This window comes from Burkholderia sp. MBR-1, assembly GCF_013822785.1.
GTDB classification, from domain to species: domain Bacteria; phylum Pseudomonadota; class Gammaproteobacteria; order Burkholderiales; family Burkholderiaceae; genus Burkholderia; species Burkholderia vietnamiensis.
The window spans coordinates 361519-385640 of sequence record NZ_CP053609.1; the positions used below are offsets into that span (position 1 = coordinate 361519).

Here is a 24122-nt window from a genome sequence, read left to right on the forward strand (position 1 = left end):
GCACTGACGGTGTCGACGCGCGCGGCGCCGCGCACGCGGCGGGCCGGCAGGCGGGAAAGGGCCATAGCGTGGCGGCGTGAAGCGGCAGCCCGCGCCGCGCTCAGATGTCGAGCGGATCGACCTCGATGCTCCACCGCAGCACGCCCTTCAACGCGCGCAGCTGCGGCTGCCATGCGCGCAGCGCATGCTGCAGCGCCGAGCGCGACGCGCTCTCGAGCAGCAGCTGGGCGCGGTGGACGTTCGCGACCTTCACGATCGTCATCGGCACGGCGTCGTAGACGGTCACGCGCTCGGCGCCCGGCAGCGCGGCGGCCGCCTGCAGCAGGAACCCGAGCGCCGCGTCGAGCGTGCGCCCTTCGGCGCGCAACAGCGCCTGGTAGACGAACGGCGGCAGGTGCGCGTCGCGCCGCTCGCCGAGCGTCGAATTGGCGAAGCCGACGTAATCGTGCCGGCCGAGCGCGTGATACAGCGCGTGACGCGGATAGCGCGTCTGCACGAGCACCTCGCCGGGCAGCCCGGCGCGGCCCGCGCGGCCGCTCACCTGCATCAGTTGCGCGAACAGCCGCTCGCTCGCGCGGAAATCGTGCGAGAACAGCGCGGTGTCGGCATTCAGCACGCCGACGAGCGAGACGCGCTGGAAGTCGTGCCCCTTCGCGATCATCTGCGTGCCGACCAGGATGTCCACCTCGCCCGCATGCACGTTGGAGAACAGCGCCTGCGCGCTGCCCTTGCGGCGCGTGCTGTCCGCGTCGATGCGCAGCACGCGCGCGCCCGGCACGGCCTCGGCGAGCGCCTCCTCGATGCGCTGGGTGCCGCGGCCGAGCGGTGCGATGTCGACGTTTCCGCATTCCGGACACGAGCGCGGAATGCGCGCTTCCCAGCCGCAGTGATGGCAGCGCAGCGCATGCTCGGGCTTGTGCAGCACGACGTAGGCGCTGCAGCGCGGGCAGCCGGCGACCCAGCCGCATGCGTCACACGCGAGTTGCGGCGCGTAGCCGCGCCGGTTCAGGAACACGAGGCTCTGTTCGCCGCGTTCGAGGCGCGCCTTCAGCGCCGCGACGAGCGGCCCGGAGAGTCCGCCCATCGACGCGCGCCCGCGCCGCCGCTCCTCTTCGAGATCGATCAGGCGCACGGTCGGCAGCGTCGCATCGGCCACCGCGCGGCGCGACAGCGTGAGCCGCGTGTAGCGGCCCTGCTCGGCCTGCCACCAGCTCTCGAGCGACGGCGTCGCCGAGCCGAGCACGACCGGAATGCCGAGATGTTTCGCACGCCATACGGCCAGATCGCGCGCCGAATAGCGCAGGCCTTCCTGCTGCTTATACGCGGGCTCGTGTTCTTCGTCGACGACGATCAAGGCGAGCATCGGCAACGACGCGAGCACCGCCAGCCGCGTGCCGAGCACGATGCGCGCGCGCCCGGTATGTGCGGCGAGCCAGTTGCGCGCGCGTTCGCCTTCGGCGAGCCCGCTGTGCAGCGTGACGATCGCGTCGTCGGCGAGCGTGCCCGCGAAGCGCGCGCGAAACGCGGCCTCGAACTGCGGCGTCAGGTTGATTTCGGGCACCAGCACGAGCGCCTGCGCGTCCGGCCGCGCGTCGAGCAACGCGGCCAGCGCGTGCAGATAGACCTCGGTCTTGCCGCTGCCGGTCACGCCGTGCAGCAGGAACGGCGCGAAGCCCTGTGCCGCGCGGATCGCGTCGAGCGCCTCGGCCTGCTGGTCGGTCAGCGCCGGCGGCACAGATCTTCCACTGCTTGTCGACAGGTTATCCACAGCTTTGGGCACAGGCGCATCGCCCCAGCCGATTTCGTCGACGGCCACCCAGCCCCGCGCCGCCCAGTCGTCGAGCGTCGCGGCGGCCTTCGGGTGCATCGCGCGCGCATCGGGCAGCGTCAGCGAAGCGGCGTCCGCGAGTGCCTGGGCGAGCCGCCGCAGCGCGGCGCCTCGTGCGGGCAGCGCATCGGGAAGCGCCGCGCGGCCGGCGTCGGTCAGCCGATAGCGCAGCTCCGGCGCCAGCAGCCGGCCCCAGCGCTGCGCGTCGCGCAGCGCCTGCGGCAACGCGGGCAGCGCGACTTCGCCGCGCCCGCGCTGATAGTAGTCGGCCGCGAATGCGACCAAAGCCAGCCAGTCCGATCCGAGCGGCGGAAGCTCGGTACAGACCGCATCGATCGCGCGCAAGCGGGAGGGCGGCACATCCGTGTGAGTCGTCACTTCGCACACGAGGCCGACGGCCTGCCGCTTGCCGAACGGCACCTGGACCAGCGTGCCCGGCCCCGGCACCGGCTGCACGTCGCAACGATAGTCGAACAGCGTGGCCAGCGGATGGTCGAGCGCGACCCGCAGATAGGCGCCGTCCATCACCGCACTCCCGCAGCGATGGACGCAGCGCCGACGCGGTGCAGCACGCCGGGGGCGGTGGCGGACTTAAAGTAAAACTTCACATTCGGCGCTAAGTTTTGGATTCGCATTAGGAATCGCCGTATACCCTGACCAGCCTGTGGATAACTTTGTTGAGAACTCGGCGCTGAATAGCCGAGAAGGGCGTGCGGCGGCGCTTTCCGCCGATTTCGGCCGCGCTGCGCCGCGCCCCGCGGAGCCTTATTCCATAAGGCTGCTATTCAAATTCCCCAACCATAGCGAGACAATTCGACCGATACAGGCCTCTACCGCGCTGCAACGTGGAAAATGTGTATAAGTCAAGTCTTGACAAGCGATGAATCGGCATCCGGGGCGGGGTTGCGCCCTGTTTAGCGCCGGCCGCGAAACGCTGCAATTCCGCGGCGCAGCATGCCGGCGCTTGCGTTCAGCCCGCGGCTCCGCTACGCAGCTTACGGCTGTAGCCATGCACCTCGTCGACGAGTTCGGCGACGTGGTCGGGCGACGTGAACTGCGAAATGCCGTGGCCGAGGTTGAACACATGGCCCGGGTGATTGCCGTAGCTGTCGAGTACCGCGCGCGCCTGTTCCCGCACTGCAGCAGGCGGCGCGAACAGGATCGTCGGGTCGAGGTTGCCCTGCAACGCCACGCGCCCCGCCACGCGCTCGCGCGCGGCGCCGAGATTCACCGTCCAGTCGAGCCCGACCGCGTCGACGCCGGTCGCCGCGATTTCCTCGAGCCACAGCCCGCCGCCCTTCGTGAACGTGATCACCGGCACGCGTTCGCCGTCGTGTTCGCGCTTGAGCTGCGCGACCACGCGGCGGATGTAATCCAGCGAGAAGCGCTGGTATGCGCCGTCGGCCAGCGCGCCGCCCCAGGTGTCGAAGATCATCACGGCCTGCGCGCCGGCTTCGATCTGCGCGTTCAGGTACGCGGCCACGGCCTGCGCGTTCACGTCGAGGATCCGGTGCATCAGGTCGGGGCGCGAATACGCCATCGACTTCACCGTGCGGAAATCGTCCGATCCGCCGCCTTCGACCATGTAGCACGCGAGCGTCCACGGGCTGCCCGAGAAGCCGATCAGCGGCACGCGCTGCCGGCCCTGACCGTCGGTCAGCGCGCGACGGATCTCGCGCACCGCGCCCGTGACATAGCCGAGCGTTTCGTCGATGTCCGGCACCGCGAGCTTCGCGACGTCGGCCTCGGTGCGCACCGGATGCGCGAACTTCGGCCCTTCGCCGGCCTGGAAGTCGAGGCCGAGCCCCATGGCATCGGGAATCGTCAGGATGTCGGAGAACAGGATCGCCGCATCGAGCGGGAAACGATCGAGCGGCTGCAACGTCACTTCGGTCGCGTAGTCGGGATTCTTCGCGAGGCCGAGGAAACTGCCGGCGCGGGCGCGCGTCGCGTTGTATTCGGGCAGATAGCGGCCGGCCTGGCGCATCAGCCAGATCGGCGTGTAGTCGGTCGGCTCGCGCAGAAGCGCACGCAGGAAGGTGTCGTTGAGCAGGGTATAGGCCACGGTAGGAGCGACGATGCGAGAGCAAACCGGCATTTTACCGGAGCGCGGCCGCGCGGCCGTCATGCCGATGCGATGGCGGCCATATGACGCGCGCGACGGCTCCGTTATGATCGAACGCTGATATCACCGAACAAAGGAGGAGACCGATGAAACGATTCGCCACACTCGCCGCGCTCGGCGCCGCGACGCTGTTCTGCTGCGGCGCCGCGCATGCGCAGGCCGCTGCGGCCACTGCCGCCGCAGGCTCGCGGCTCGACGACGTGCTCGCACGCGGCACGCTGCGCGTCTGCACGACCGGCGACTACAAACCGTATTCGTACTATCGGGGCGACGGGCGCTTCGAGGGCATCGACATCGACATGGCCGAATCGCTCGCGACTTCGCTCGGCGTGAAGGCCGAGTTCGTGAAGACGAGCTGGTCGAGCCTCACCAACGACTTCGTCGCGAAATGCGATATCGCCGTGGGCGGCGTGTCGACGACGCTCGAGCGTCAGAAGCGCGTGTTCTTCACGCAACCGTACGTGGTCGACGGCAAGACGCCGATCGTGCGCTGCGCCGACGCCGACAAATACCAGACCATCGCGCAGATCGACCGGCCCGAGACCCGCGTGATCGTGAACCCGGGCGGCACCAACGAGCGCTTCGCGAAGCAGTTCTTCACGCACGCGAACCTGAGCGTTTATCCGGACAACGTGACGATCTTCAAGCAGATCCTCGCCGGCAAGGCCGACGTGATGGTGACCGATGCGTCCGAGACGCTGCTGCAGCAAAAGCTGAATCCGGGCCTGTGCTCGGTGCATCCGGACAAGCCGTTCCAGTTCGGCGAAAAGGCCTACATGGTGCCGCGCGGCGACGTCGTGTTTCAGCAGTACGTCGACCAGTGGCTGCATCTCGCGCTGGCGAGCGGCGCGTACCAGACGATCTCCGACAAGTGGCTGAAATGATGTGATGGCCGGCGGCGGCGGGCGTCGAACATGTATCCGGCCGCCCGTCGCGCACGCCGAACCCGTTTCAAAATCTTTCTGACGATTGAATCGGCGGGCGCGGCGTCCGCCGCGCAATGCGCGTTTCGCCGTGCAAATCCGCAATTCGACGACACTGAACCGCGCGAAAATCGCATTACGCGCACGCGATGAAAACTCGGCGGAAAAGATAAGTAAATATGACCTTTTTCAGGACGCCGAAAACAGCAAAAAATCCCGGAAAGCCTTGTCCGACGGGCGTTACAACCTGAAACACTTTGTTACCGCGATGGGCCGTCAATTCGCCCACAATGGCCTCAACGGTTTCAACACGGATGCGGTCTCGTGTGCCAAGTGTGAGCGGACGCGAAGCGCTGCGAGCCCAGTCGGTCACGTACCGAAGCCCTTCCCAGGGGCATCCCTGTTGGAGTCGTTTCCGGCCCCCCGCCGGATCCGGTTTCAACTTTGGTCTCCTCGCGCTAACCCCGTAGCGTGTGGTTTTTAGCGGGCTAATAAGCCCGCTTTTTTTCGTCCATCGAAAACGCAACGGCCTGCCGACCGCCGCGTTTCCTCCGGCGCCGTACCGCTTCACGCGGTCTTCTGCACGTCGAGCTTCAACTCTTCGATCATCCGTTCGCGCATCACGAACTTCTGTACCTTGCCGGTCACCGTCATCGGCAATTCGTCGACGAAGCGGATGTAGCGCGGAATCTTGTAGTGCGCGATCTGGCCTTGGCAGAACGCGCGCACGTCGTCGTCGGTCATCTGCTCGCCGGCGCGCAGCACGATCCACGCGCACAGCTCCTCGCCGTATTTCGCATCGGGCAGGCCGAACACCTGCGCGCTCTGAATCTTCGGATGCCTGAACAGGAATTCTTCGATCTCGCGCGGATACACGTTCTCGCCGCCGCGAATCACCATGTCCTTCAGCCGGCCGACGATGTTGCAGTAGCCCTGCGCGTCGAGCGTCGCGAGATCGCCCGTGTGCATCCAGCCGTCGATCAGCACCTCGCGCGTCTTCGCGTCGTCGTCCCAGTAGCCGAGCATCACCGAATAGCCCTTCGTGCACAGCTCGCCGGTCGCGCCGACCGGCACGATGTCGCCGCCCGGATCGACGATCTTCACCTCGAGATGCGGCTGGATTCGCCCGACCGTCGTCGTGCGCTTCTCGAGCGGATCGTCGGTCGAGCTCTGGAACGACACCGGGCTAGTTTCGGTCATCCCGTACGCGATCGTGATTTCCGACAAATGCATCTGCGACACGACGCGCTTCATCGTCTCGATCGGGCAAGGCGAACCGGCCATGATCCCGGTGCGCAGCGTCGACAGGTCGAACGTCTTGAACTCGGGATGATCGAGTTCGGCGATGAACATCGTCGGCACGCCGTGCAGCGCGGTGCATCGCTCGTCGGCCACGGCCGCGAGCGTCGCGACCGGGTCGAACGCCTCGCCGGGGAACACCATCGCCGCGCCCGTCGACACGCACGCGAGCACCGCCAGCACCATCCCGAAGCAGTGATACAGCGGCACGGGAATGCAGAGCGCGTCCTGTTCGGTGAAGCGCATCGCCATCGCGATCGAGCGCGCGTTGTTGACGACGTTGCGGTGCGTGAGCGTCGCGCCCTTCGGGCTGCCGGTGGTGCCGCTCGTGAACTGGATGTTGATCGCCTCGCCGGCCGCGAGCGTCGCGCCGATCGCATCGAGCCGCACCGCATCGAGCGTGTCGCGGCCGCGCGCCATCACGTCCGCGAAGCGGAACATGCCGGCAGGCGCGACGTCTCCCATCGACACGACCGTGCGCAGGCTCGGCACGCGCGCCGCGTGCAGATCGCCGGGCGTCGCGCTCGCGAGCTCGGGCGCGATCGTCTGCAGCATTTCGACATAGGCGGAGCTCTTGAAGCGCTCGGCCGCGATCACGGCCTTGCAGCCCACCTTGTTGAGCGCGTATTCGAGTTCCGCGAGCCGGTAGGCCGGGTTGATGTTGACGAGCACCGCGCCGATGCGCGCGGTCGCGAACTGCGTCAGCAGCCATTCGCTGCGATTCGGCGACCAGATGCCGACGCGATCGCCCTTCACGATCCCGAGCTCGACGAGGCCCGCCGCCAGCACGTCGACCTCGTGAGCGAATTCGCGCCAGCTCCAGCGCACCTGCTGCTCGCGGAACACGACCGCCGGGCGGTCCGGAAAGCGGCCGGCCGTGTCGAGCAGGAAGCGGCCGATCGTCGCTTCGGATAGCGGCACGTCGGTTGCGCCGCGCACGTACGAGAGTCCGTTTTCGGGCGCGATCAGCGCCCGCATGCCAAGGTCTGCTGCCATCGATGTCTCCGTCCGTTTTTTTGTCTGATCGGCCCGGCGCGCGCGTTAGGCGCACCGCTCCGCCGCACTCGCGACGGGCGGCCTACGAGCGGATGATGCCGCGCTCCGCTGACGACACTCTGACATCGAATCGCTGCGCGCGGATGAAATAGCACGATCGGACGATACGACGCGGCCGGCACAACCGCGACGAAACCGCCGGACGAAAAAAAAGCAGCCCGAAGGCTGCTTTCTTTCGCGGGATACGCGCGCGCGGCTCAGTGCCGGCTGCGGATCTTCGCCAGACGCTGGATCGCTTCGAGCTGCGCCATCGCGGTCGCGAGCTCCGATTGCGCCTTTGCGAGGTCGAGGTCCGACTTCGCGTTCTGCAGCGTTTCCTCGGCACGCTTGCGCGCGTCCTCGGCTTTCGCCGCGTCGAGGTCCTTGCCGCGGATCGCGGTATCGGCGAGCACCGTCACGGCGCCCGGCTGCACTTCGAGGATGCCGCCCGCGACGAACACAAATTCGTCGTTGCTGCCCTCGACTTCGATGCGCACCGCACCCGGACGGATCCGCGTGATCAGCGGCGTGTGACCCGGCAGAATACCCAGCTCACCCGTTTCGCCCGGCAGCGCGACGAATTTCGCCTCGCCCGAGAAGATCTGCTCTTCCGCGCTGACGACGTCTACTTTGATGGTTGCCATATCGACTCCTGTCAACGAGCGCGAACGCCGCAAGGCGCGTGCGCTCGTCCCATGCACGGCGGGTTGAGCGTATTGCGGTCGGCGCGGCCGGCCGGCGCACGAGCCATTGACGGTTCGTGCAGCCGGCCGGCGCGCGCCAGCGTGCTACTCACTCAAGCCCTTACTGGATCTTCTTGGCCTTTTCGAAGGCTTCGTCGATCGTGCCGACCATGTAGAACGCCTGTTCCGGCAGGTGGTCGCACTCGCCGTCGACGATCATCTTGAAGCCGCGGATCGTTTCCTTCAGCGGCACGTACTTGCCCGGCGAGCCCGTGAACACTTCTGCGACGTGGAACGGCTGCGACAGGAAACGCTGGATCTTACGCGCACGCGCGACCGACAGCTTGTCTTCCGGCGACAGTTCGTCCATGCCCAGAATCGCGATGATGTCGCGCAGTTCCTTGTAGCGCTGCAGCGTTTGCTGAACGCGACGCGTGATCGTGTAGTGCTCTTCGCCGATCACGTTCGGGTCGATCTGGCGCGACGTCGAGTCGAGCGGGTCGACCGCCGGGTAGATACCCAGCGAAGCGATGTCACGCGACAGAACGACGGTTGCGTCCAAGTGGCCGAAGGTGGTCGCCGGCGACGGATCGGTCAAGTCGTCCGCAGGGACGTACACGGCCTGAACCGACGTAATCGAGCCCTTCTTGGTCGACGTGATGCGCTCTTGCAGCTTGCCCATTTCTTCAGCCAGCGTCGGCTGATAGCCCACTGCCGACGGCATACGGCCGAGCAGTGCCGACACTTCGGTACCGGCCAGCGTGAAACGGTAGATGTTGTCGACGAAGAACAGCACGTCGAGGCCTTCGTCACGGAAGTGCTCGGCCATCGTCAGACCGGTCAGCGCGACGCGCAGACGGTTGCCCGGCGGCTCGTTCATCTGGCCGTACACCAGCGCGACCTTGTCGAGAACGTTCGAGTCCTTCATTTCGTGGTAGAAGTCGTTCCCTTCACGGGTACGCTCGCCCACGCCCGCGAACACGGAGTAACCGCCGTGCTCCTTCGCGATGTTGTTGATGAGCTCCATCATGTTGACGGTCTTGCCCACGCCTGCACCACCGAACAGACCGACCTTGCCGCCCTTCGCGAACGGGCAGATCAGGTCGATGACCTTGATACCCGTTTCGAGCAGTTCGGTCGACGGCGACAGCTCGTCGAACGCCGGAGCCTTCTGGTGGATCGAACGCGTATGTTCGCTTTCGATCGGGCCGGCCTCGTCGATCGGACGGCCGAGGACGTCCATGATACGACCGAGGGTCGGCTTGCCGACCGGCACCGAAATCGGCTTGGCCGTGTTCTTCACGGTCAGGCCGCGGCGCAGGCCGTCGGATGCACCCAGACAGATGGTGCGGACCACGCCGTCGCCCAGCTGCTGCTGGACTTCGAGCGTCAGTTCCGAGCCATCGAGAATAAGCGCGTCGTAGATCTTCGGCATGCTGTCGCGCGGGAATTCCACGTCGATAACGGCGCCGATGCACTGTACGATCTTGCCTTCTACCAAAGCAGCAGTACTCATCGCTTTTCCTTTAAATACCTGATTCTTTACTCGCGCAAAGGCGCAGTTGTCGTCCGGGCGCGCGCTTAAACAGCAGCTGCGCCGCCGACGATCTCCGACAGTTCTTTCGTAATCGCGGCCTGGCGGCTCTTGTTGTACACGAGCTGCAGTTCGCTGATCACCGTCTTCGCGTTGTCGGACGCGGCCTTCATCGCGACCATGCGCGCCGATTGCTCGGACGCCATGTTTTCCGCGACGGCCTGGTACACCAGCGCCTCGACGTAACGCACGAGCAGTTCGTCGACGACTGCCTGCGCGTCCGGCTCGTAGATGTAGTCCCACGACGTGGCCGGCGTACCGTCATTGGCGTCGAAGTGGTCCGCCGACAGCGGCAGCAGCTGTTCGATCACGGCTTCCTGCTTCATCGTGTTGACGAAGCGCGTGTACGCGATGTAAACGGCCGACAGCTTGCCTTCCGAGTACAGATCGAGCTGCGTCTTCACGGCGCCGATCAGCTTGTCCAGGTGCGGGGTGTCGCCGAGGTGTACGACCTGCGACATCACCTTCGCGCCGAAGCGGTTCAGGAACCCGAGGCCCTTGCTGCCGATTGCGGTAGCTTCGACCTTCTGGCCCCGCTCTTCGAGCTCCTTGAACTTCTGCACCGTCGCACGCAGCACGTTGGTGTTCAGACCGCCGCAAAGACCCTTGTCCGTCGTGACGAGGATGATGCCGGCCGTCTTCGCGCCGTCGTTCGCCACCATGAACGGGTGGCGGTACTCCGGGTTCGCACGGCTCATGTGCGCGGCGATGGCACGGACCTTGTCCGCGTACGGACGAGCGGCGCGCATGCGTTCCTGCGCGCGGCGCATCTTCGATGCGGCCACCATCTCCATCGCCTTCGTGATCTTGCGCGTGTTTTGCACGCTCTTGATCTTGCCGCGAATTTCCTTCATTCCAGCCATAGCTTGCTCCTTGACCGGAGCGGCGCGGGCGCCTCAGCACCCGCGCTGCCCCGTTGTGTCACTCGCGGATCAATAGGCACCCGACTTCTTGAAGGATTCGATCGCCGCGCGCAGCGCGCCTTCGTCGTCCTTCGAGAGGTCCTTGGTGTCTTCGATGCGCTTGATGAGGTCAGCGTGGCTGGTCTTCAGGTTGTCGCGCAGGCCCTTCTCGAACGACAGCACTTGCTTGACGTCGAGATCGTCGAGGTAGCCGTTGTTCGCGGCGTACAGCGACACGGCCAGTTCCCACACCTGCAGCGGCTGGTACTGCGGCTGCTTCAGCAGTTCCGTCACGCGGCGGCCGCGCTCGAGCTGCTTGCGGGTCGCTTCGTCGAGGTCCGATGCGAACTGCGCGAATGCGGCCAGTTCACGGTACTGCGCGAGGTCGGTACGGATACCGCCCGACAGCTTCTTCACGACCTTCGTCTGAGCGGCACCACCGACGCGCGACACCGACACGCCGGCGTTGATTGCCGGGCGGATGCCTGCGTTGAACAGGTCGGTTTCCAGGAAGATCTGGCCGTCGGTGATCGAGATCACGTTCGTCGGAACGAACGCGGTCACGTCGCCGGCTTGCGTTTCGATGACCGGCAGTGCCGTCAGCGAGCCGCTCTTGCCCTTCACTTCGCCGTTCGTGAACTTCTCGACGTACTCTTCCGACACGCGAGCCGCACGCTCGAGCAGACGCGAGTGCAGATAGAACACGTCGCCCGGGTACGCTTCACGGCCCGGCGGGCGGCGCAGCAACAGCGAGATCTGACGGTATGCCCATGCCTGCTTGGTCAAGTCGTCATAGATGATCAGCGCGTCTTGACCGCGGTCGCGGAAGTATTCGCCCATCGTGCAGCCGGCGTACGGTGCCAGGTACTGCATCGCGGCCGAATCCGACGCCGAAGCGGCGACGACGATCGTGTATTCCATCGCGCCCGTTTCTTCGAGCTTGCGAACCACGTTCATGATCGACGAAGCCTTCTGGCCGATCGCGACGTAGATACAGATCAGGTCCTTGCCCTTCTGGTTGATGATCGCGTCGAGCGCCACCGCGGTCTTGCCGCACTGACGGTCGCCGATGATCAGCTCACGCTGGCCACGGCCGATCGGCACCATCGCGTCGATCGACTTGATGCCCGTCTGCACCGGCTGCGACACCGACTTACGCCAGATCACGCCCGGGGCGATCTTTTCGATCGCGTCGGTCAGCTTGGCGTTGACCGGGCCCTTGCCGTCGATCGGGTTGCCGAGCGCATCGACCACGCGGCCGACGAGTTCCGGACCAACCGGCACTTCCAGGATGCGGCCCGTCGTCTTGACGACGTCGCCTTCCGAGATGTGTTCGTATTCGCCGAGAATCACCGCGCCGACCGAGTCGCGCTCGAGGTTCAGCGCGAGGCCGAACGTGTTGCCCGGGAACTCGAGCATTTCGCCCTGCATCACGTCGGACAGGCCGTGGATGCGCACGATACCGTCGGTCACGGAGATCACGGTGCCCTGGTTGCGAACGTCTGCGCTCGCTTCAAGGCCCTGGATCCGGCTCTTGATCAGCTCGCTGATCTCAGAGGGATTGAGTTGCATTATTCGCTCCTGATAGTCAATTCTGTTGCGTGCCGGCGTGGCGCTCAGGCGGTCAACGCAGCCTGCATCGATGCGAGGCGCGCGCGAACCGAGGTGTCGAGCACTTCGTCGCCGACCGTCACGCGCACGCCGCCGATCAGCGACGAATCGACTTCGACCGTCGGTTTCAGCTTGCGCTTGAACTTGCGTTCGAGGCCCGAGACGAGACTGTCGAGCTCCGCGCCTTCCAGCGGGAACGCGCTCACGATCTCGGCGTCGGCTGCACCTTCACGTTCGTTCTTGAGCGCCTCGAACTGCTCGGCGATTTCCGGCAGCAGCGCGATGCGATGATTGTCGACCAGCATCTGCACGAAGTTCTTCGCTTCGGCGCCAGCCGCGAGCGGCGACTTCACCGCAACAAGCAGCAGCTCGGCTACTTGCTTGCGGGTCACCTTCGGGCTCGACGCGACCGACAGCACTTCCGGCAGATGCGCAACCTGGGCCAGCTCTTGCACGAGCGTGGACCAGGCGGCGATGTCACCGCCCTCGGCCACGCGGAACAGCGCTTCTGCGTAAGGGCGGGCGATGGTTGCAAGTTCGGCCATGATCAGAGCTCGGCTTTCAGTTGATTCAGCAGTTGGGCGTGGGCCGTTTGATCGACTTCGCGCTTCAGGATCTGCTCGGCGCCCTTCACGGCCAGCGCGGCAACTTCGCCACGCAGCGTTTCGCGCGCCTTCACGATTTGCTGTTCTGCTTCCGCTTTCGCCTGGGCGACGATGCGGGCGGCTTCAGCCTGGGCGTTGGCCTTGATTTCCTCGGCGACCGCCTGGGCACGCTTTTCGGCGTCGGCGATGCGCTGCTGGCCGTCGTTACGGGCCTGCGCGAGTTCCTGGTCCACGCGCTTGTGCGCTGCGTCGAGTTCCGCCTTGCCCTTTTCCGCGGCGGCGAGGCCGTCGGCGATCTTCTTCGAACGTTCGTCGAGGGCGTTGATCAACGGCGGCCACACGAATTTCATCGTGAACCACGCGAGGACCAGGAACACGACCATTTGCGCAAACAGAGTTGCGTTGAGATTCACGGTGTTTCCTTATCTGCTATTCCGGAAAAATGAAACGGTAAGGCGCTCATCGAGTTGCATTCGATCAGCGCCCCAAGTCTCCGTTCCGCCCTGCGCCGGCTCACGCCGTGCGCATATTTCCGAGGAACCTTAGCCTGCGAGCTTCGACAGGAGCGGGTTCGCGAACGCGAACAGCATTGCGACACCAACACCGATCAGGAATGCAGCGTCGATCAGGCCGGCCAGCAGGAACATCTTGGTTTGCAGCGGGTTGATGAGTTCCGGCTGACGTGCGCAGGCTTCGATGTACTTGCCACCCATCAGCGCGATACCGATACAGGCGCCGATTGCACCCAGGCCGATGATGATGCCGATACCGATGGCGGTCAGACCCTGGATGTTGGCGATGTAAGCTTGCATGATCACTCCTTTGAGAAAAGACTTGGAACTTAGATTTAAAAAACTAAAACGGAAACTCTTGTTTGCACGTCGCGCTTAGTGCTTGTCGTGCGCCTGGCCGAGATACACCAGCGTCAGCATCATGAAAATGAATGCCTGCAACAGAACAATCAGAATGTGGAAGATTGCCCAGACGCTGCCCGCGATCACGTGACCAACGAAGCCGAGGAACGTTGCGTCGCCACCGAAGCTCCACATGCTGCCGAGCAGGGCGATCAACAGGAACAACAGCTCACCTGCGTACATGTTGCCGAACAGCCGCATGCCGAGGGAGACGGTCTTCGCGACGTATTCGACGATGTTCAGCGCAAGGTTCGGGATCCACAGCAGCGGGTGGCCGCCGAACGGCGCCGACAGCAGCTCATGCACGAAACCGCCGGCGCCCTTGATCTTGATGCTGTAGTAGATCATCAGGACGAACACGCCGAGCGCGATGCCGAGCGTGCCGTTCAGGTCGGCCGTCGGGACGATGCGGTGGTGGGAAATCACGTCCGACAGACCGAGCAGGGCGATCACGCGGCCCGGCAGGTCGACCGGCAGGAAGTCGAGGGAGTTCATCAGCGCGACCCACACGAACACGGTGAGCGCGAGCGGAGCGATGAACGTGCGATTGCCATGGACGATGGCCTTCGATTGATCTTCGACCATCTCGACGAGCATTTCGATCGCGCACTGGAAACGGCCCGGCACGCCCGACGTCGCCTTGCGGGCGGCCAGACGCAACACGACGATCGTCACGATCCCGCACACGATCGACCAGAACAGCGTGTCGATGTTCCAGACGTGGATGTCGAAAATCGACGTCTGATGCGAGGTGGAAAAGTTCTGCAAGTGGTGCGCAATGTACTCGGACGGATCCGGACCGCGCGTGCCTTCGCTAGCTGCCATATCGTTAATGCCACCCAAATTGTCGAAAATCGTTTCCCCCGTTTCCGCAATACGCTATTGCGGGAACGGGCCGGTGCGGTTCCTGTCGAAAACCGCACGCTGCTTGTTGCTTACCGCCAGGCCAGCGCGATCCAGTACGTCTTCAGCACGACGAGGTAGGTGACGAGGAGCGCCGGCCAGTGCACGCCGGCATAGCCGTACGCCACTGCGGCGAACATTCCGATCGTCACGCCGAGCTTCAGGGCTTCGCCCATCACCCAGCTCATCACGGTGGCCGAGCCACCTGCCTTCAGTCGTGCCACGAACAACGCGCTTGGCACCCAGCCGATCGCCCCGCCCAGAAACGCGGATTGCGCAGCGGCGCCCGGCGACTTCGAAAACAGCCACCACGCCAGCGTTGCAACCAGGGACAAGACCACCTGCGCGATCACCACCTTGTAGGGAGTGACGCGCGGCGGCTTGCTCACGTTCGGACCGAACAACCTCTCGGCTTCCGTCCGCGTGAGCGGAACGATGTTGTCATCTTGCTGCTCGGCATCCCAGTCGTCGCCGTCGGATTCGCGCCGTTCGCCGGCCGCTGAAGCGGTGCGTTGCGCTCGGGGACCATCGTGCCTGTCGTTCGGCGCCTGACCCGCCATCGCAATCTTCCGCAAAATCCTTGAACCCGGCCCCAAGCTTTCTGAAAGCTTTCAGGGGTGCCTAGCTAACAAATCCGGGCGATTGTAAGCGATAGTTGCAAGTGATTCAAGGCTTTAGACGCGACAAAAACCTTCGTAAAACGCCGCCTCATCATGTGAAAAACGCGCGAATCGACGACGTACGATGACAGTTGTAAGGTGGTTTTTTCGCGTCGCACATTTTGCGGGCGGAAATGCGCGTTTCAGCGGAAATCAACGGCCGGAAATGGGGGCTGTGACGAGGCGTCGCGGCGGGCTGATTGCGATGAAATTCCGCGAAGGCGGAACGAACGGAAGCGCAGCCGCTTGCGCTGCGCGACAACCGCACATCGCCGACGTGCGCGCTTGGCAGCACGAAGAAATGCGATCAGCCGTGCAGATGAAGCGGCGAGCGGCGTTGCGTCGCCACAGCAGATCGACTGAGAATCGGCGCACTTATCAACAGGGGGGTGTTTCGAAGATCGCTGCTGCTGCCGCCCTGCCCGGCCACGCTTTTGCAGGCGGCCGGCGTCGCCGCTGCCGCCGGCCGCGGCGCTCAACCGTGGACGAGCAACCACGCGCCGAGTGCCGCGCTCGCCAGCGCGAACGGGATCGACACCGCGTGAAACGGCAGCCACATGCGCGGCTCCTTCGCGAGACGCACGGCGATCAGGTTCGCGAGCGAGCCGATCGCGAAACCGAAGCCGCCGACCGAGACGCCGAACGCGAGTGCGCGCCAGTCGTGCGTGAATTCCGACAGCAGGATCGCGGCCGGCACGTTGCTGATGCCCTGCGACAGCACCGCGCCCGCGGCGAACACGCGCAACGGCGTATCGAGATGGCTGCTCGCAATCGTGTCATGTATGACCGGCAACGCGGCCGCGCTGCGCAACACGACGAACATCAGCACGAAGATCAACAACAGCAGCCAGTCGATTTTCAGGACTGCGTCGCGCTTCGCCACCAGCAGCGCGATCACGACGGCGATCAGGCCCGGCACCGGATGGTGCGCGTCGGCGAGCAGCACGAAGCCGCCGAACAGCACGGCCGCGAGCAATGCGTGCATGCGTTGCACGGGCACCGCCTGCACGTCTCCCGACAAGTCGAGCGGTTTGGCACGAAACGCGCACGCCGTGACCGCGAGCAGCAACGCCATCAACGCGAGCGCGAGCGGCCCGAGCGCGACGACGAAGCCGCCGAACGACACGCCGCTCAATTGCCACAGAAACAGATTCTGGGGATTGCCGAGCGGCGTCGCGACGGACCCGGCGTTGACCGCCAGCGCGACGACGATCACCAGCCGTCGAAACGGCAGCGGCGTCAACGCACGCAGCGATACCATCAGCGGCACGACGACGAACAGCGCGACATCGTTGGTGAGCCACATCGCAAGCGCCGCCGCGAATATCACCAGCAGCATCGCGAGCCCGCGCTCGGAGTGCACGTGGTGCACGATGCGATGCGCGAGCCACATCAGACAACCGGACAGCTCGAGCGCCTTGGTCAGCATCAACAGGCCAGCGAGCGTGACCACCGTCTGCCAGTCGACCAGACCGGCCAGTATCGCGAACGGTTGCGGGCGCAACCATTCGAGAACGATCAGCGCAACGGCCAGTACCGTCAGTACGGGCTCCTGCAAAAGCCAGCCGAGCCACCGGCGCGGCGCCGGCGCGCCCGTGCTTTCGATCAATTGAACCTCGTCACTCTTCAGTTGCGACGTTACCGCGCAGCCGCGCGAGAATGCCCTCGAGCGCATCGAGGTTGCCGAAATCGATCAACACCTGCCCTCGGCCGCGGCGGCCGAGCTTGATCTTCACCGTGGACGCGAGCAGGTCGGACAACTCCTCCTCCAGCCGGCGCGTGTCGCGGCCGCCGTCGTCCTTCGCGCGCGCCTTCACGGCCGGCGCTTCCTTCGTCGTGTGCGCGACCAGCTTCTCGGTCTCGCGCACCGACATGCGCTTGTTGACGACCTGATGCGCGAGCGCGATCTGCGTTGCCGCATCGACGGCGAGCAGCGCACGCGCGTGACCCATGTCGAGATCGCCGGCCAGCAGCATCGTCTGCACCGGCGACGCGAGGTTCAGCAGCCGCAACAGGTTCGACACCGCGCTGCGCGAGCGGCCGACGGATTCGGCGGCCTGCTCGTGCGTGAAACCGAACTCGTCGAGCAGGCGCTGGATGCCGTGTGCCTCTTCCAGCGGGTTCAGATCCTCGCGCTGGATGTTCTCGATCAGCGCCATCGCCGCGGCGGCCTGATCGGATACGTCCTTCACCAGCACCGGCACTTCTTCGAGGCCGGCGAGGCGCGCAGCCCGAAAACGCCGCTCGCCCGCAATGATCTCGTATTTATCAGACGAAACGGGCCGCACCAGGATCGGCTGCATCACGCCTTGCGCGCGAATGCTGGCGGCCAGCTCCTGGAGGTTGCCTTCGTCCATCCGCGTGCGCGGCTGATACTTGCCGGCCTGCAGCTTGCCGAGCGCAAGCGTGTTCGGAGCGCCTTCGATCTTCACCGCTTCGGTGATGTCCGCACTGCCGCCGAGCAACGCTTCGAGGCCACGTCCCAAGCCCTTCTTCTTTGGTACCGCGTTCATGTCTTTCTTCCTCGCTTCGCTCATGTCCGGCTCACGACACCTCGAACGCGCGCACGCGGTCGATCATCTCGGCACCGAATTGAAGATACGCCTGCGCACCGCGCGAGTTACGGTCGAATACGACGCCCGGCAACCCGTAGCTCGGCGCTTCCGCCAGACGCACGTTGCGCGGAATCACCGCGTCGAACACCTTGTCGCCGAAATGCGCTTTCAGTTGATCGGAAACCTGCTGCTGCAGCGTGATGCGCGGATCGAACATGACGCGCAGCAAGCCGATGATCTTCAGGTCGCGGTTCATGTTCGCGTGAACCTGCTTGATCGTGTTGACGAGATCGGACAAGCCCTCCAGCGCGAAGTACTCGCACTGCATCGGGATCACCACGCCGTGCGCCGCGCACAGTCCGTTCAGCGTCAGCAGCGACAGCGTCGGCGGGCAGTCGATCAGCACGAAATCGTAGTCGTCCGCGACGCGCTCGAGCGCGGCCTTCAGCCGGCGCTCGCGGTTGTCGATGCCGATCAGCTCGATCTCCGCGCCGGACAACTCACGGTTGGCCGGCAGCACGTCGTACGTGACGCCTTCCGGACGCACACGTGCGTCCGACACCGGTACGCCGTCGATCAGCACTTCGTACACGGTCGACTCGCATGCGGCCTTGTCGATCCCGCTGCCCATCGTCGCGTTGCCCTGCGGGTCGAGATCGATCAGCAGCACGCGCTGCTCCTGCGCTGCAAGGCTTGCGGCGAGATTGACCGATGTCGTCGTCTTGCCGACGCCCCCCTTCTGGTTTGCAACGCAGAAGATCTTTGCCATCGTTGGGTGTTCCTCTTACCTTCAAACAAACGGCGCGCATCCGCGCGCCTTCAATTCGCTTCGTCGACGGCGACTTCGATCAGATGCCGTTCGGCATCGAGCATCGGGACGGCCAATCGTATCGTCTGCTTCACGCGGCTGCCTTCCGGCAGTCGCGCAATTTCGTCGTCCGGGTGGACGCCCTTCATTGCCCAGATCGATCCGCCCGGTGCGACGAGATGACGAGCAAGTTTAACGAAGTCGGATAGATCCGCGAAGGCGCGGGATACGATCATGTCGAATTTTTCCGGCACTTCGACGCCCGGCTGCAGCGATTCGACGCGCCCGGTGACGACGGACAGGTTCGTCAGCTTCAGTTCTGCGCGCATTTGCGTCTGGAATGCCGATTTCTTCTGCACGATATCGTTCAGCGTAACCTGCCAGCCCGGCTGGACGATCGCCAGCACGATGCCCGGCAGCCCGCCGCCGGAGCCCACATCGAGCACGCGCGCATCCGTGCGGCCGCGCAGATGCGGAACGATGGAAAGCGAATCGAGGATGTGCTGAGTCAGCATCTGCCTCGGGTCACGGATCGCCGTCAGGTTGTAGACGGCGTTCCATTTACCGAGCAGCGCCACATAGTCGAGCAACTGGTTGCGCTGAGCATCCGTCAATACGATGTCCAGCGCGGCCGTGCCGTCGATCAACATCTGCTCAAGTACGTCCCGATTAACCGCCGGCGCGCGACGCGCCGTCATTGCTGCGTCGGGACGGTATCGCCCCCCTGCTCGGTCGTTTCTGCTGCGGCGCCGTTACGGCGGCCGAGGCCGCGGCGCTTCAGGTGCACCATCAGCAGCGAGATCGCGGCCGGCGTCACACCCGAGATACGCGAGGCCTGGCCGATCGTTTCGGGGCGGAACTCGTTGAGCTTCTGACTCACCTCGAACGACAGACCGCGAACCTCACGGTAGTCGATACCATCCGGCAGACGGGTATTCTCATTCGCATCATTGCGCTCGATCTCGTTGGCCTGGCGCTCGATATAACCCTGATACTTGATACCGATCTCGACCTGCTCCTTGATCTGACCCAGCAGCACCGGCTCATCGGCCAGCGGCTCCACGGGGCCACATTCACCGCCCTTCAGCCCACATACGCCGTCGTAGCTGATACCAGGCCGCCGCAGCAGTTCGGCCAGGCTGTATTCGTGGTCGATCGGCTTGCCGAGCAGCGCGGTCGCCTCTTCCGGCGGCAGCGTCTTCGGCGTCACCCAAGTCGACTTCAAGCGTTCGGTTTCACGTGAAACAGCGTCGCGCTTCCGGCTGAACGCGTCCCAGCGCACGTCGTCGACGAGGCCCAGCTCGCGACCAATCTCGGTCAACCGCATATCCGCATTATCTTCACGCAGGCTCAGCCGGTATTCGGCGCGGCTCGTGAACATCCGGTAAGGCTCAGCCACGCCGCGCGTGACGAGGTCGTCGACCAGCACGCCAAGGTACGCCTGATCCCGACGCGGGCACCATGCGTCCTTTTCCTGCACGTAACGGCCGGCATTCAGGCCAGCGAGCAGGCCCTGCGCCGCCGCCTCTTCATAGCCGGTCGTACCGTTGATCTGGCCCGCAAAGAACAGCCCGTTGATCGCCTTCGTTTCCAGCGACGCCTTCAGCGCACGTGGGTCGAAATAGTCGTACTCGATCGCGTAGCCGGGGCGCAGGATGTGCGCGTTCTCGAGGCCGCGCATCGAGTGCACGAGTTCGAGTTGCACGTCGAACGGCAGGCTCGTCGAAATGCCGTTGGGATAGAACTCGTTGGTCGTCAGCCCTTCCGGTTCCAGGAAGATCTGGTGCGACTCCTTCGACGCAAACCTGTGAATCTTGTCCTCGATCGACGGGCAGTAACGCGGGCCGACGCCTTCGATCACGCCCGTATACATCGGCGATCGGTCGAGCCCACCGCGAATGATGTCGTGCGTGCGCTCGTTCGTATGCGTGACCCAGCATGGCAGCTGCTGCGGATGCTGCTCTGCGCGGCCGAGGAACGAGAACACCGGGATCGGATCGAGGTCGCCCGGCTGCTCGTCGAGCTTCGAAAAGTCGATCGAGCGGCCATCGATACGCGGGGGGGTGCCGGTCTTCAGGCGGCCCTGGGGCAGCTTCAATTCCTTCAGGCGGGCCGACAGCGAGACGGCTGCCGGATCGCCCGCACGGCCGCCGGTGTAGTTGTTCAAGCCGACATGGATCTTGCCGTCGAGGAACGTGCCCGCCGTCAGCACGACAGCGCGCGCCCGGAAACGGATGCCGATTTGCGTGACCGCACCGACCACCCGGTCGCCCTCGACCATCAAATCGTCGACGGCCTGCTGGAACAGCCACAAGTTCGGCTGATTCTCGAGCCGATGGCGGATCGCAGCCTTGTAAAGGATGCGGTCGGCCTGTGCACGCGTTGCGCGTACGGCCGGACCCTTCGACGAATTGAGGATCCGGAACTGAATACCGCTCTCGTCGGTCGCGGCGGCCATCGCACCGCCGAGCGCATCGACTTCCTTCACGAGATGGCCCTTGCCGATGCCGCCGATCGACGGATTGCAGCTCATCTGGCCGAGCGTTTCGATGTTATGGGTCAGCAGCAGCGTCTTCGCACCCATGCGGGCCGATGCCAACGCGGCCTCCGTGCCGGCGTGCCCGCCGCCGACGACGATGACGTCAAATTCTGTGGGAAAAAGCATGGTGGATTCCGTACGCAGGACAGCGCACGAACCTATCAGAGAAATGTATGGGCCGAATTATAGCGGGTTCGCTTTTACGCCGAAGACCGTCCGAATGGTAGGGTGCGTTCATTTGACGGTTTTTTCGACCGCTGTGGCGTGCAGTGATGCTCAAAGGAGCCATCGCGGCCGTTGGTCGGGCGGAAATACGTGAATTTCTGTGAAGCCTCGTTAGCTTGCGGTGGCGCTCACAGCACTTGCACTCGGCCCGCAACAAGTTATCCCCCTGTGCCGCCTGGCGCGTCGCCATAGCTCCGCCCTCAGTGGCGACGCAGAGCGACGCTTGCCGGTCACGCCACAGTATTTCTATAAGACCGGCAGACTCTTATCCCCACCCGCTTCCGTTCCCCGGTCCGCCCAACAAAAACGGCGTGTTTCACGTGAAACACGCCGTCCGTTTCCCGGTTCCGCCTCCACTGCCCAAGCAGGCGTCACGCCGATTTCTTGGCTAACCCGAGGTAAGTCTCGATCACCTGCGGATTCTGTGCCAACTCGGCCGCCGGGCCTTCCAGCGCAAACTCGCCAGTCTCGAGCACATAGCCGTAGTCCGAAATCTGCAGCGCAGCGCGCGCATTTTGCTCGATGAGCAACGTCGCGACGCCCGTACCGCGCAGCGCGCTGATGATGTGGAAAATCTCCTTCACGATCAGCGGCGCCAGCCCGAGGCTGGGCTCATCGAGCATGAGCAAGTCGGGCTTGCCCATCAGCGCGCGTCCGACCGCCAGCATCTGCCGCTCACCGCCCGACAACGTACCGGCAGCCTGCCTGCGTCGCTCCCTGAGCCGCGGAAACAGCGCGAAGACATGATCGAGCTGATCGAGAAAGTTCGCCTCGCCTGCCTGCTTGCGGCGGTAGGCGCCCAGCACGAGGTTATCCTCGACCGTCATCGTGCTGAACAGCTCGCGCTTTTCCGGCACGAGGCACATGCCATGCGCGACGCGTTGCTCGATCGGCAACGCGCCGACGTCGCGGCCGCGATACAAGACCTGGCCAGACGCATGCCCCGTCACCGGCAACGCGCCCATGATCGCGTTCAGCAGCGTCGACTTGCCTGCGCCGTTCGGCCCGATCACGCTGACGATCTGGCCCGCGCCGACCTTGATCGCCGCGCCGTGCAACGCCTCGACCTTGCCGTACCGCACGGCCAGCCCACGTACCTCGAGAATCGGCATCGTCGTGTCCGCCATCACTCCACCCCGCCCAGATACGCCTCGAGCACCGCCGGATCCTGCTGCACGTCCTGCGGCAGCCCTTCCGCGATCCTCGTGCCGAATTCCATCACGACCAGCCGGTCCGTCAGGTTCATCACGAAATCCATGTCATGTTCGACGAGCAACACGCTCATCCCCTCGCCCTTCAGGCGCCGCAACAGCTCGGCGAGCTGCTGCTTCTCCTGATAGCGCAACCCGGCGGCCGGCTCATCGAGCAGCAGCAGCGTCGGATCGCAGCACAGCGCGCGGGCGATTTCGAGTATCCGTTGCTGGCCCAGCGCGAGGCTGCCGGCTTCGTCGTACATGTGCTTTTCGAGCCCGACACGGCGAATCTGCTGCGCCGCCTCGGCCAGCAGTTGCGCTTCCTCGTGCGCATTGAGCCGCGCGATGCTGCGCCACACGCCGGTGTGACCGCGCAGGTGTGCGCCGATCGCGACGTTCTCGAGCACCGTCATCGTCGGAAGCAACTTCACGTGCTGGAAGGTCCGGCCGATCCCACGGCGCACGATCTGCCGCGACGTGAGCCCGTCGATCCGCTCGCCACGGAACGTGATCGCGCCGCCGGTCGGCTTGAGCACGCCCGTCACCAGATTGAACGTGGTCGACTTGCCGGCGCCGTTCGGCCCGATCAGTCCGATGATCTGCCCCGCTTTCACGTCGAAGCTCACGTCGTTCACGGCCACCAGCCCGCCGAATTGCTTGCGCGCGCGATCGACCACGAGCAGCGGCTCGCCCGCAACCGGCTTCGCCCGCTGCGGCAACGGATCGGCGTACTCGGGCGCATGGGCGCGCGGCCCGCGCGGAAACAGCTTCGCGACGAACGGCCATACGCCCTGGCGCGCGTACTGCAGCAGAACGACCATCAGCACGCCGAACACGATGATCTCGAAGTTGCCCTCCGAGCCGAGCAGCTTGGGCAGCAGCGTCTGCAGGTAGTCCTGCAGCACGGTGAGGATCGCGGCGCCGAGCACCGCGCCCCACACGTGCGACACCCCGCCGACCACGGCCATGAACAGGAATTCGATCCCGTGGTTCAGGCCGAACGGCGTCGGGTTCACCGCACGCTGCAGATGCGCGTAAAGAAAGCCCGATACCGCAGCGAGCACCGCCGCGTAGACGAAGATCACCACGCGCATCCAGGCGGTGTTCACGCCCATCGCCTCGGCCATCACGCCGCCGCCGCGCAGCGCGCGAATCGCGCGGCCCGGCCGGCTATTGAGCAGGTTCTGCACCGACACGATCGCGGCGAGCACGACGGCCCAGATCACGAAGTACAGGCTGCGGCCGCTTTCGAGTGCGACGCCGAACAGGTTCAGCGCCGGAATCCCGCTGATCCCGTCGTACTTGCCGAGCAGTTCGAGGTTGCCGAACAGGTAGAACAGCGCGAGGCCCCATGCGATCGTACCGAGCGGCAGGAAGTGCCCGGACAGCCGCATCGTGACCGCGCCGAGCAGCAGCGCGACCAGCGCCGTCAGCACGACGCCGACGACCAGCGCGAGCCACGGCGACACGCCGTAGCGCGTGGTCAGAAGCGCGGTTGCATACGCGCCGATGCCGACGAACGCGGCCTGACCGAAGCTCGTCATCCCGCCGACGCCGGTCAGCAGCACGAGGCCGATCGCGACAATCGCGTAGAGGCCGATGTAGTTGAGCAGCGTGATCCAGTATTCGGGCACCTGCAGCGCGCCGGGCAGCACCGGCAGCGCGAACAGCACCACGAGAAACGCCCAGAAGGCCTTGTTGCGTACCATCGTCGTCATCGC

General features: G+C 64.9%; 21 protein-coding genes. 1 reads left to right on the forward strand and 20 read right to left on the reverse strand.

What is annotated here, in order from left to right:
* Positions 1 to 100 precede the first annotated feature (100 nt).
* Positions 101 to 2353, reverse strand: coding sequence for a primosomal protein N' (locus MBR110_RS01690; protein ID WP_181709142.1), 2253 nt, complete (start codon positions 2351 to 2353; stop codon positions 101 to 103).
* Between the two features lie 445 nt (positions 2354 to 2798).
* Complete coding sequence (hemE, locus tag MBR110_RS01695) at positions 2799 to 3893, reverse strand: uroporphyrinogen decarboxylase (RefSeq protein WP_014722178.1); 1095 nt, start codon at positions 3891 to 3893, stop codon at positions 2799 to 2801.
* Between the two features lie 146 nt (positions 3894 to 4039).
* On the opposite strand from hemE, the gene MBR110_RS01700 reads away from it, so the two are divergent.
* Positions 4040 to 4837, forward strand: coding sequence for a transporter substrate-binding domain-containing protein (locus MBR110_RS01700; protein WP_045578637.1), 798 nt, complete (start codon positions 4040 to 4042; stop codon positions 4835 to 4837).
* Between the two features lie 175 nt (positions 4838 to 5012).
* On the opposite strand, the gene MBR110_RS32010 is transcribed toward MBR110_RS01700, so the two are convergent.
* The 18 genes from MBR110_RS32010 to MBR110_RS01790 all read right to left on the reverse strand — a co-directional run bounded on the left by MBR110_RS32010 (position 5013) and on the right by MBR110_RS01790 (position 24119).
* Positions 5013 to 5249: a hypothetical protein gene (locus MBR110_RS32010; protein WP_164715973.1), complete on the reverse strand. Its 237-nt coding sequence runs from the start codon at positions 5247 to 5249 to the stop codon at positions 5013 to 5015.
* A 194-nt stretch (positions 5250 to 5443) separates the two neighbouring features.
* Positions 5444 to 7171, reverse strand: a complete 1728-nt coding sequence (locus MBR110_RS01710; RefSeq protein WP_181709143.1) for an AMP-binding protein — start codon at positions 7169 to 7171, stop codon at positions 5444 to 5446.
* A 257-nt stretch (positions 7172 to 7428) separates the two neighbouring features.
* Positions 7429 to 7854, reverse strand: coding sequence for a F0F1 ATP synthase subunit epsilon (locus MBR110_RS01715; protein WP_011882817.1), 426 nt, complete (start codon positions 7852 to 7854; stop codon positions 7429 to 7431).
* A 160-nt stretch (positions 7855 to 8014) separates the two neighbouring features.
* On the reverse strand, positions 8015 to 9409 hold the full coding sequence (gene atpD / locus MBR110_RS01720; RefSeq protein ID WP_011882816.1) for a F0F1 ATP synthase subunit beta: 1395 nt from the start codon (positions 9407 to 9409) through the stop codon (positions 8015 to 8017).
* 65 nt (positions 9410 to 9474) lie between these two features.
* Positions 9475 to 10350, reverse strand: coding sequence for a F0F1 ATP synthase subunit gamma (gene atpG, locus MBR110_RS01725; RefSeq protein WP_011882815.1), 876 nt, complete (start codon positions 10348 to 10350; stop codon positions 9475 to 9477).
* Positions 10351 to 10419: 69 nt separating this feature from the next.
* On the reverse strand, positions 10420 to 11961 hold the full coding sequence (atpA, locus tag MBR110_RS01730; RefSeq protein ID WP_011882814.1) for a F0F1 ATP synthase subunit alpha: 1542 nt from the start codon (positions 11959 to 11961) through the stop codon (positions 10420 to 10422).
* Between the two features lie 44 nt (positions 11962 to 12005).
* Entirely contained in the window at positions 12006 to 12545 is a 540-nt protein-coding gene (locus MBR110_RS01735; RefSeq protein WP_011882813.1) for a F0F1 ATP synthase subunit delta, read from the reverse strand.
* A gap of 2 nt (positions 12546 to 12547) precedes the next feature.
* On the reverse strand, positions 12548 to 13018 hold the full coding sequence (locus MBR110_RS01740) for a F0F1 ATP synthase subunit B (protein ID WP_011882812.1): 471 nt from the start codon (positions 13016 to 13018) through the stop codon (positions 12548 to 12550).
* 129 nt (positions 13019 to 13147) lie between these two features.
* Entirely contained in the window at positions 13148 to 13417 is a 270-nt protein-coding gene (atpE, locus tag MBR110_RS01745) for a F0F1 ATP synthase subunit C (protein ID WP_006482730.1), read from the reverse strand.
* A 75-nt stretch (positions 13418 to 13492) separates the two neighbouring features.
* Positions 13493 to 14344: a F0F1 ATP synthase subunit A gene (gene atpB, locus MBR110_RS01750; RefSeq protein ID WP_011882811.1), complete on the reverse strand. Its 852-nt coding sequence runs from the start codon at positions 14342 to 14344 to the stop codon at positions 13493 to 13495.
* Between the two features lie 110 nt (positions 14345 to 14454).
* Entirely contained in the window at positions 14455 to 14982 is a 528-nt protein-coding gene (locus MBR110_RS01755) for an ATP synthase subunit I (RefSeq protein WP_011882810.1), read from the reverse strand.
* Between the two features lie 574 nt (positions 14983 to 15556).
* Entirely contained in the window at positions 15557 to 16687 is a 1131-nt protein-coding gene (locus MBR110_RS01760; RefSeq protein WP_176044245.1) for an SLC13 family permease, read from the reverse strand.
* 13 nt (positions 16688 to 16700) lie between these two features.
* On the reverse strand, positions 16701 to 17594 hold the full coding sequence (locus MBR110_RS01765; protein WP_011882807.1) for a ParB/RepB/Spo0J family partition protein: 894 nt from the start codon (positions 17592 to 17594) through the stop codon (positions 16701 to 16703).
* A gap of 31 nt (positions 17595 to 17625) precedes the next feature.
* A complete protein-coding gene (locus MBR110_RS01770; RefSeq protein WP_011882806.1) occupies positions 17626 to 18405 on the reverse strand; it encodes a ParA family protein in 780 nt (259 codons plus the stop codon).
* A gap of 50 nt (positions 18406 to 18455) precedes the next feature.
* Positions 18456 to 19142: a 16S rRNA (guanine(527)-N(7))-methyltransferase RsmG gene (gene rsmG / locus MBR110_RS01775; protein WP_046425470.1), complete on the reverse strand. Its 687-nt coding sequence runs from the start codon at positions 19140 to 19142 to the stop codon at positions 18456 to 18458.
* Positions 19139 to 21109 (reverse strand): tRNA uridine-5-carboxymethylaminomethyl(34) synthesis enzyme MnmG, encoded by a 1971-nt coding sequence (mnmG, locus tag MBR110_RS01780; RefSeq protein WP_011882804.1) that lies wholly within the window; start codon positions 21107 to 21109, stop codon positions 19139 to 19141. Before mnmG ends, rsmG begins: the two co-directional genes overlap by 4 nt.
* A gap of 470 nt (positions 21110 to 21579) precedes the next feature.
* Positions 21580 to 22335 carry an ABC transporter ATP-binding protein gene (locus MBR110_RS01785; RefSeq protein WP_011882803.1) on the reverse strand — a complete coding sequence of 252 codons (756 nt, stop codon included), beginning with the start codon at positions 22333 to 22335 and terminating at the stop codon, positions 21580 to 21582.
* Positions 22335 to 24119 (reverse strand): branched-chain amino acid ABC transporter ATP-binding protein/permease, encoded by a 1785-nt coding sequence (locus tag MBR110_RS01790; protein ID WP_059735492.1) that lies wholly within the window; start codon positions 24117 to 24119, stop codon positions 22335 to 22337. The genes MBR110_RS01785 and MBR110_RS01790 overlap by 1 nt, the downstream gene beginning before the upstream one ends.
* Between the last annotated feature and the right edge of the window lie 3 nt (positions 24120 to 24122).

Bases quoted from the DNA above. Each gene is read 5' to 3' on its own strand.
- MBR110_RS01710 (WP_181709143.1), bottom strand. From the start codon at position 7,171: ATGGCAGCAGACCTTGGCATGCGGGCGCTGATCGCGCCCGAAAACGGA.
- atpD (WP_011882816.1), bottom strand. From the start codon at position 9,409: ATGAGTACTGCTGCTTTGGTAGAAGGCAAGATCGTACAGTGCATCGGC.
- MBR110_RS01715 (WP_011882817.1), bottom strand. From the start codon at position 7,854: ATGGCAACCATCAAAGTAGACGTCGTCAGCGCGGAAGAGCAGATCTTC.
- MBR110_RS01790 (WP_059735492.1), bottom strand. From the start codon at position 24,119: ATGACGACGATGGTACGCAACAAGGCCTTCTGGGCGTTTCTCGTGGTG.
- mnmG (WP_011882804.1), bottom strand. From the start codon at position 21,109: ATGCTTTTTCCCACAGAATTTGACGTCATCGTCGTCGGCGGCGGGCAC.
- MBR110_RS01735 (WP_011882813.1), bottom strand. From the start codon at position 12,545: ATGGCCGAACTTGCAACCATCGCCCGCCCTTACGCAGAAGCGCTGTTC.
- atpG (WP_011882815.1), bottom strand. From the start codon at position 10,350: ATGGCTGGAATGAAGGAAATTCGCGGCAAGATCAAGAGCGTGCAAAAC.
- MBR110_RS01785 (WP_011882803.1), bottom strand. From the start codon at position 22,335: ATGGCGGACACGACGATGCCGATTCTCGAGGTACGTGGGCTGGCCGTG.
- atpB (WP_011882811.1), bottom strand. From the start codon at position 14,344: ATGGCAGCTAGCGAAGGCACGCGCGGTCCGGATCCGTCCGAGTACATT.
- atpE (WP_006482730.1), bottom strand. From the start codon at position 13,417: ATGCAAGCTTACATCGCCAACATCCAGGGTCTGACCGCCATCGGTATC.
- atpA (WP_011882814.1), bottom strand. From the start codon at position 11,961: ATGCAACTCAATCCCTCTGAGATCAGCGAGCTGATCAAGAGCCGGATC.
- rsmG (WP_046425470.1), bottom strand. From the start codon at position 19,142: ATGACGGCGCGTCGCGCGCCGGCGGTTAATCGGGACGTACTTGAGCAG.
- MBR110_RS01770 (WP_011882806.1), bottom strand. From the start codon at position 18,405: ATGGCAAAGATCTTCTGCGTTGCAAACCAGAAGGGGGGCGTCGGCAAG.
- MBR110_RS01690 (WP_181709142.1), bottom strand. From the start codon at position 2,353: ATGGACGGCGCCTATCTGCGGGTCGCGCTCGACCATCCGCTGGCCACG.
- MBR110_RS01700 (WP_045578637.1), top strand. From the start codon at position 4,040: ATGAAACGATTCGCCACACTCGCCGCGCTCGGCGCCGCGACGCTGTTC.
- MBR110_RS01755 (WP_011882810.1), bottom strand. From the start codon at position 14,982: ATGGCGGGTCAGGCGCCGAACGACAGGCACGATGGTCCCCGAGCGCAA.
- MBR110_RS01765 (WP_011882807.1), bottom strand. From the start codon at position 17,594: ATGAACGCGGTACCAAAGAAGAAGGGCTTGGGACGTGGCCTCGAAGCG.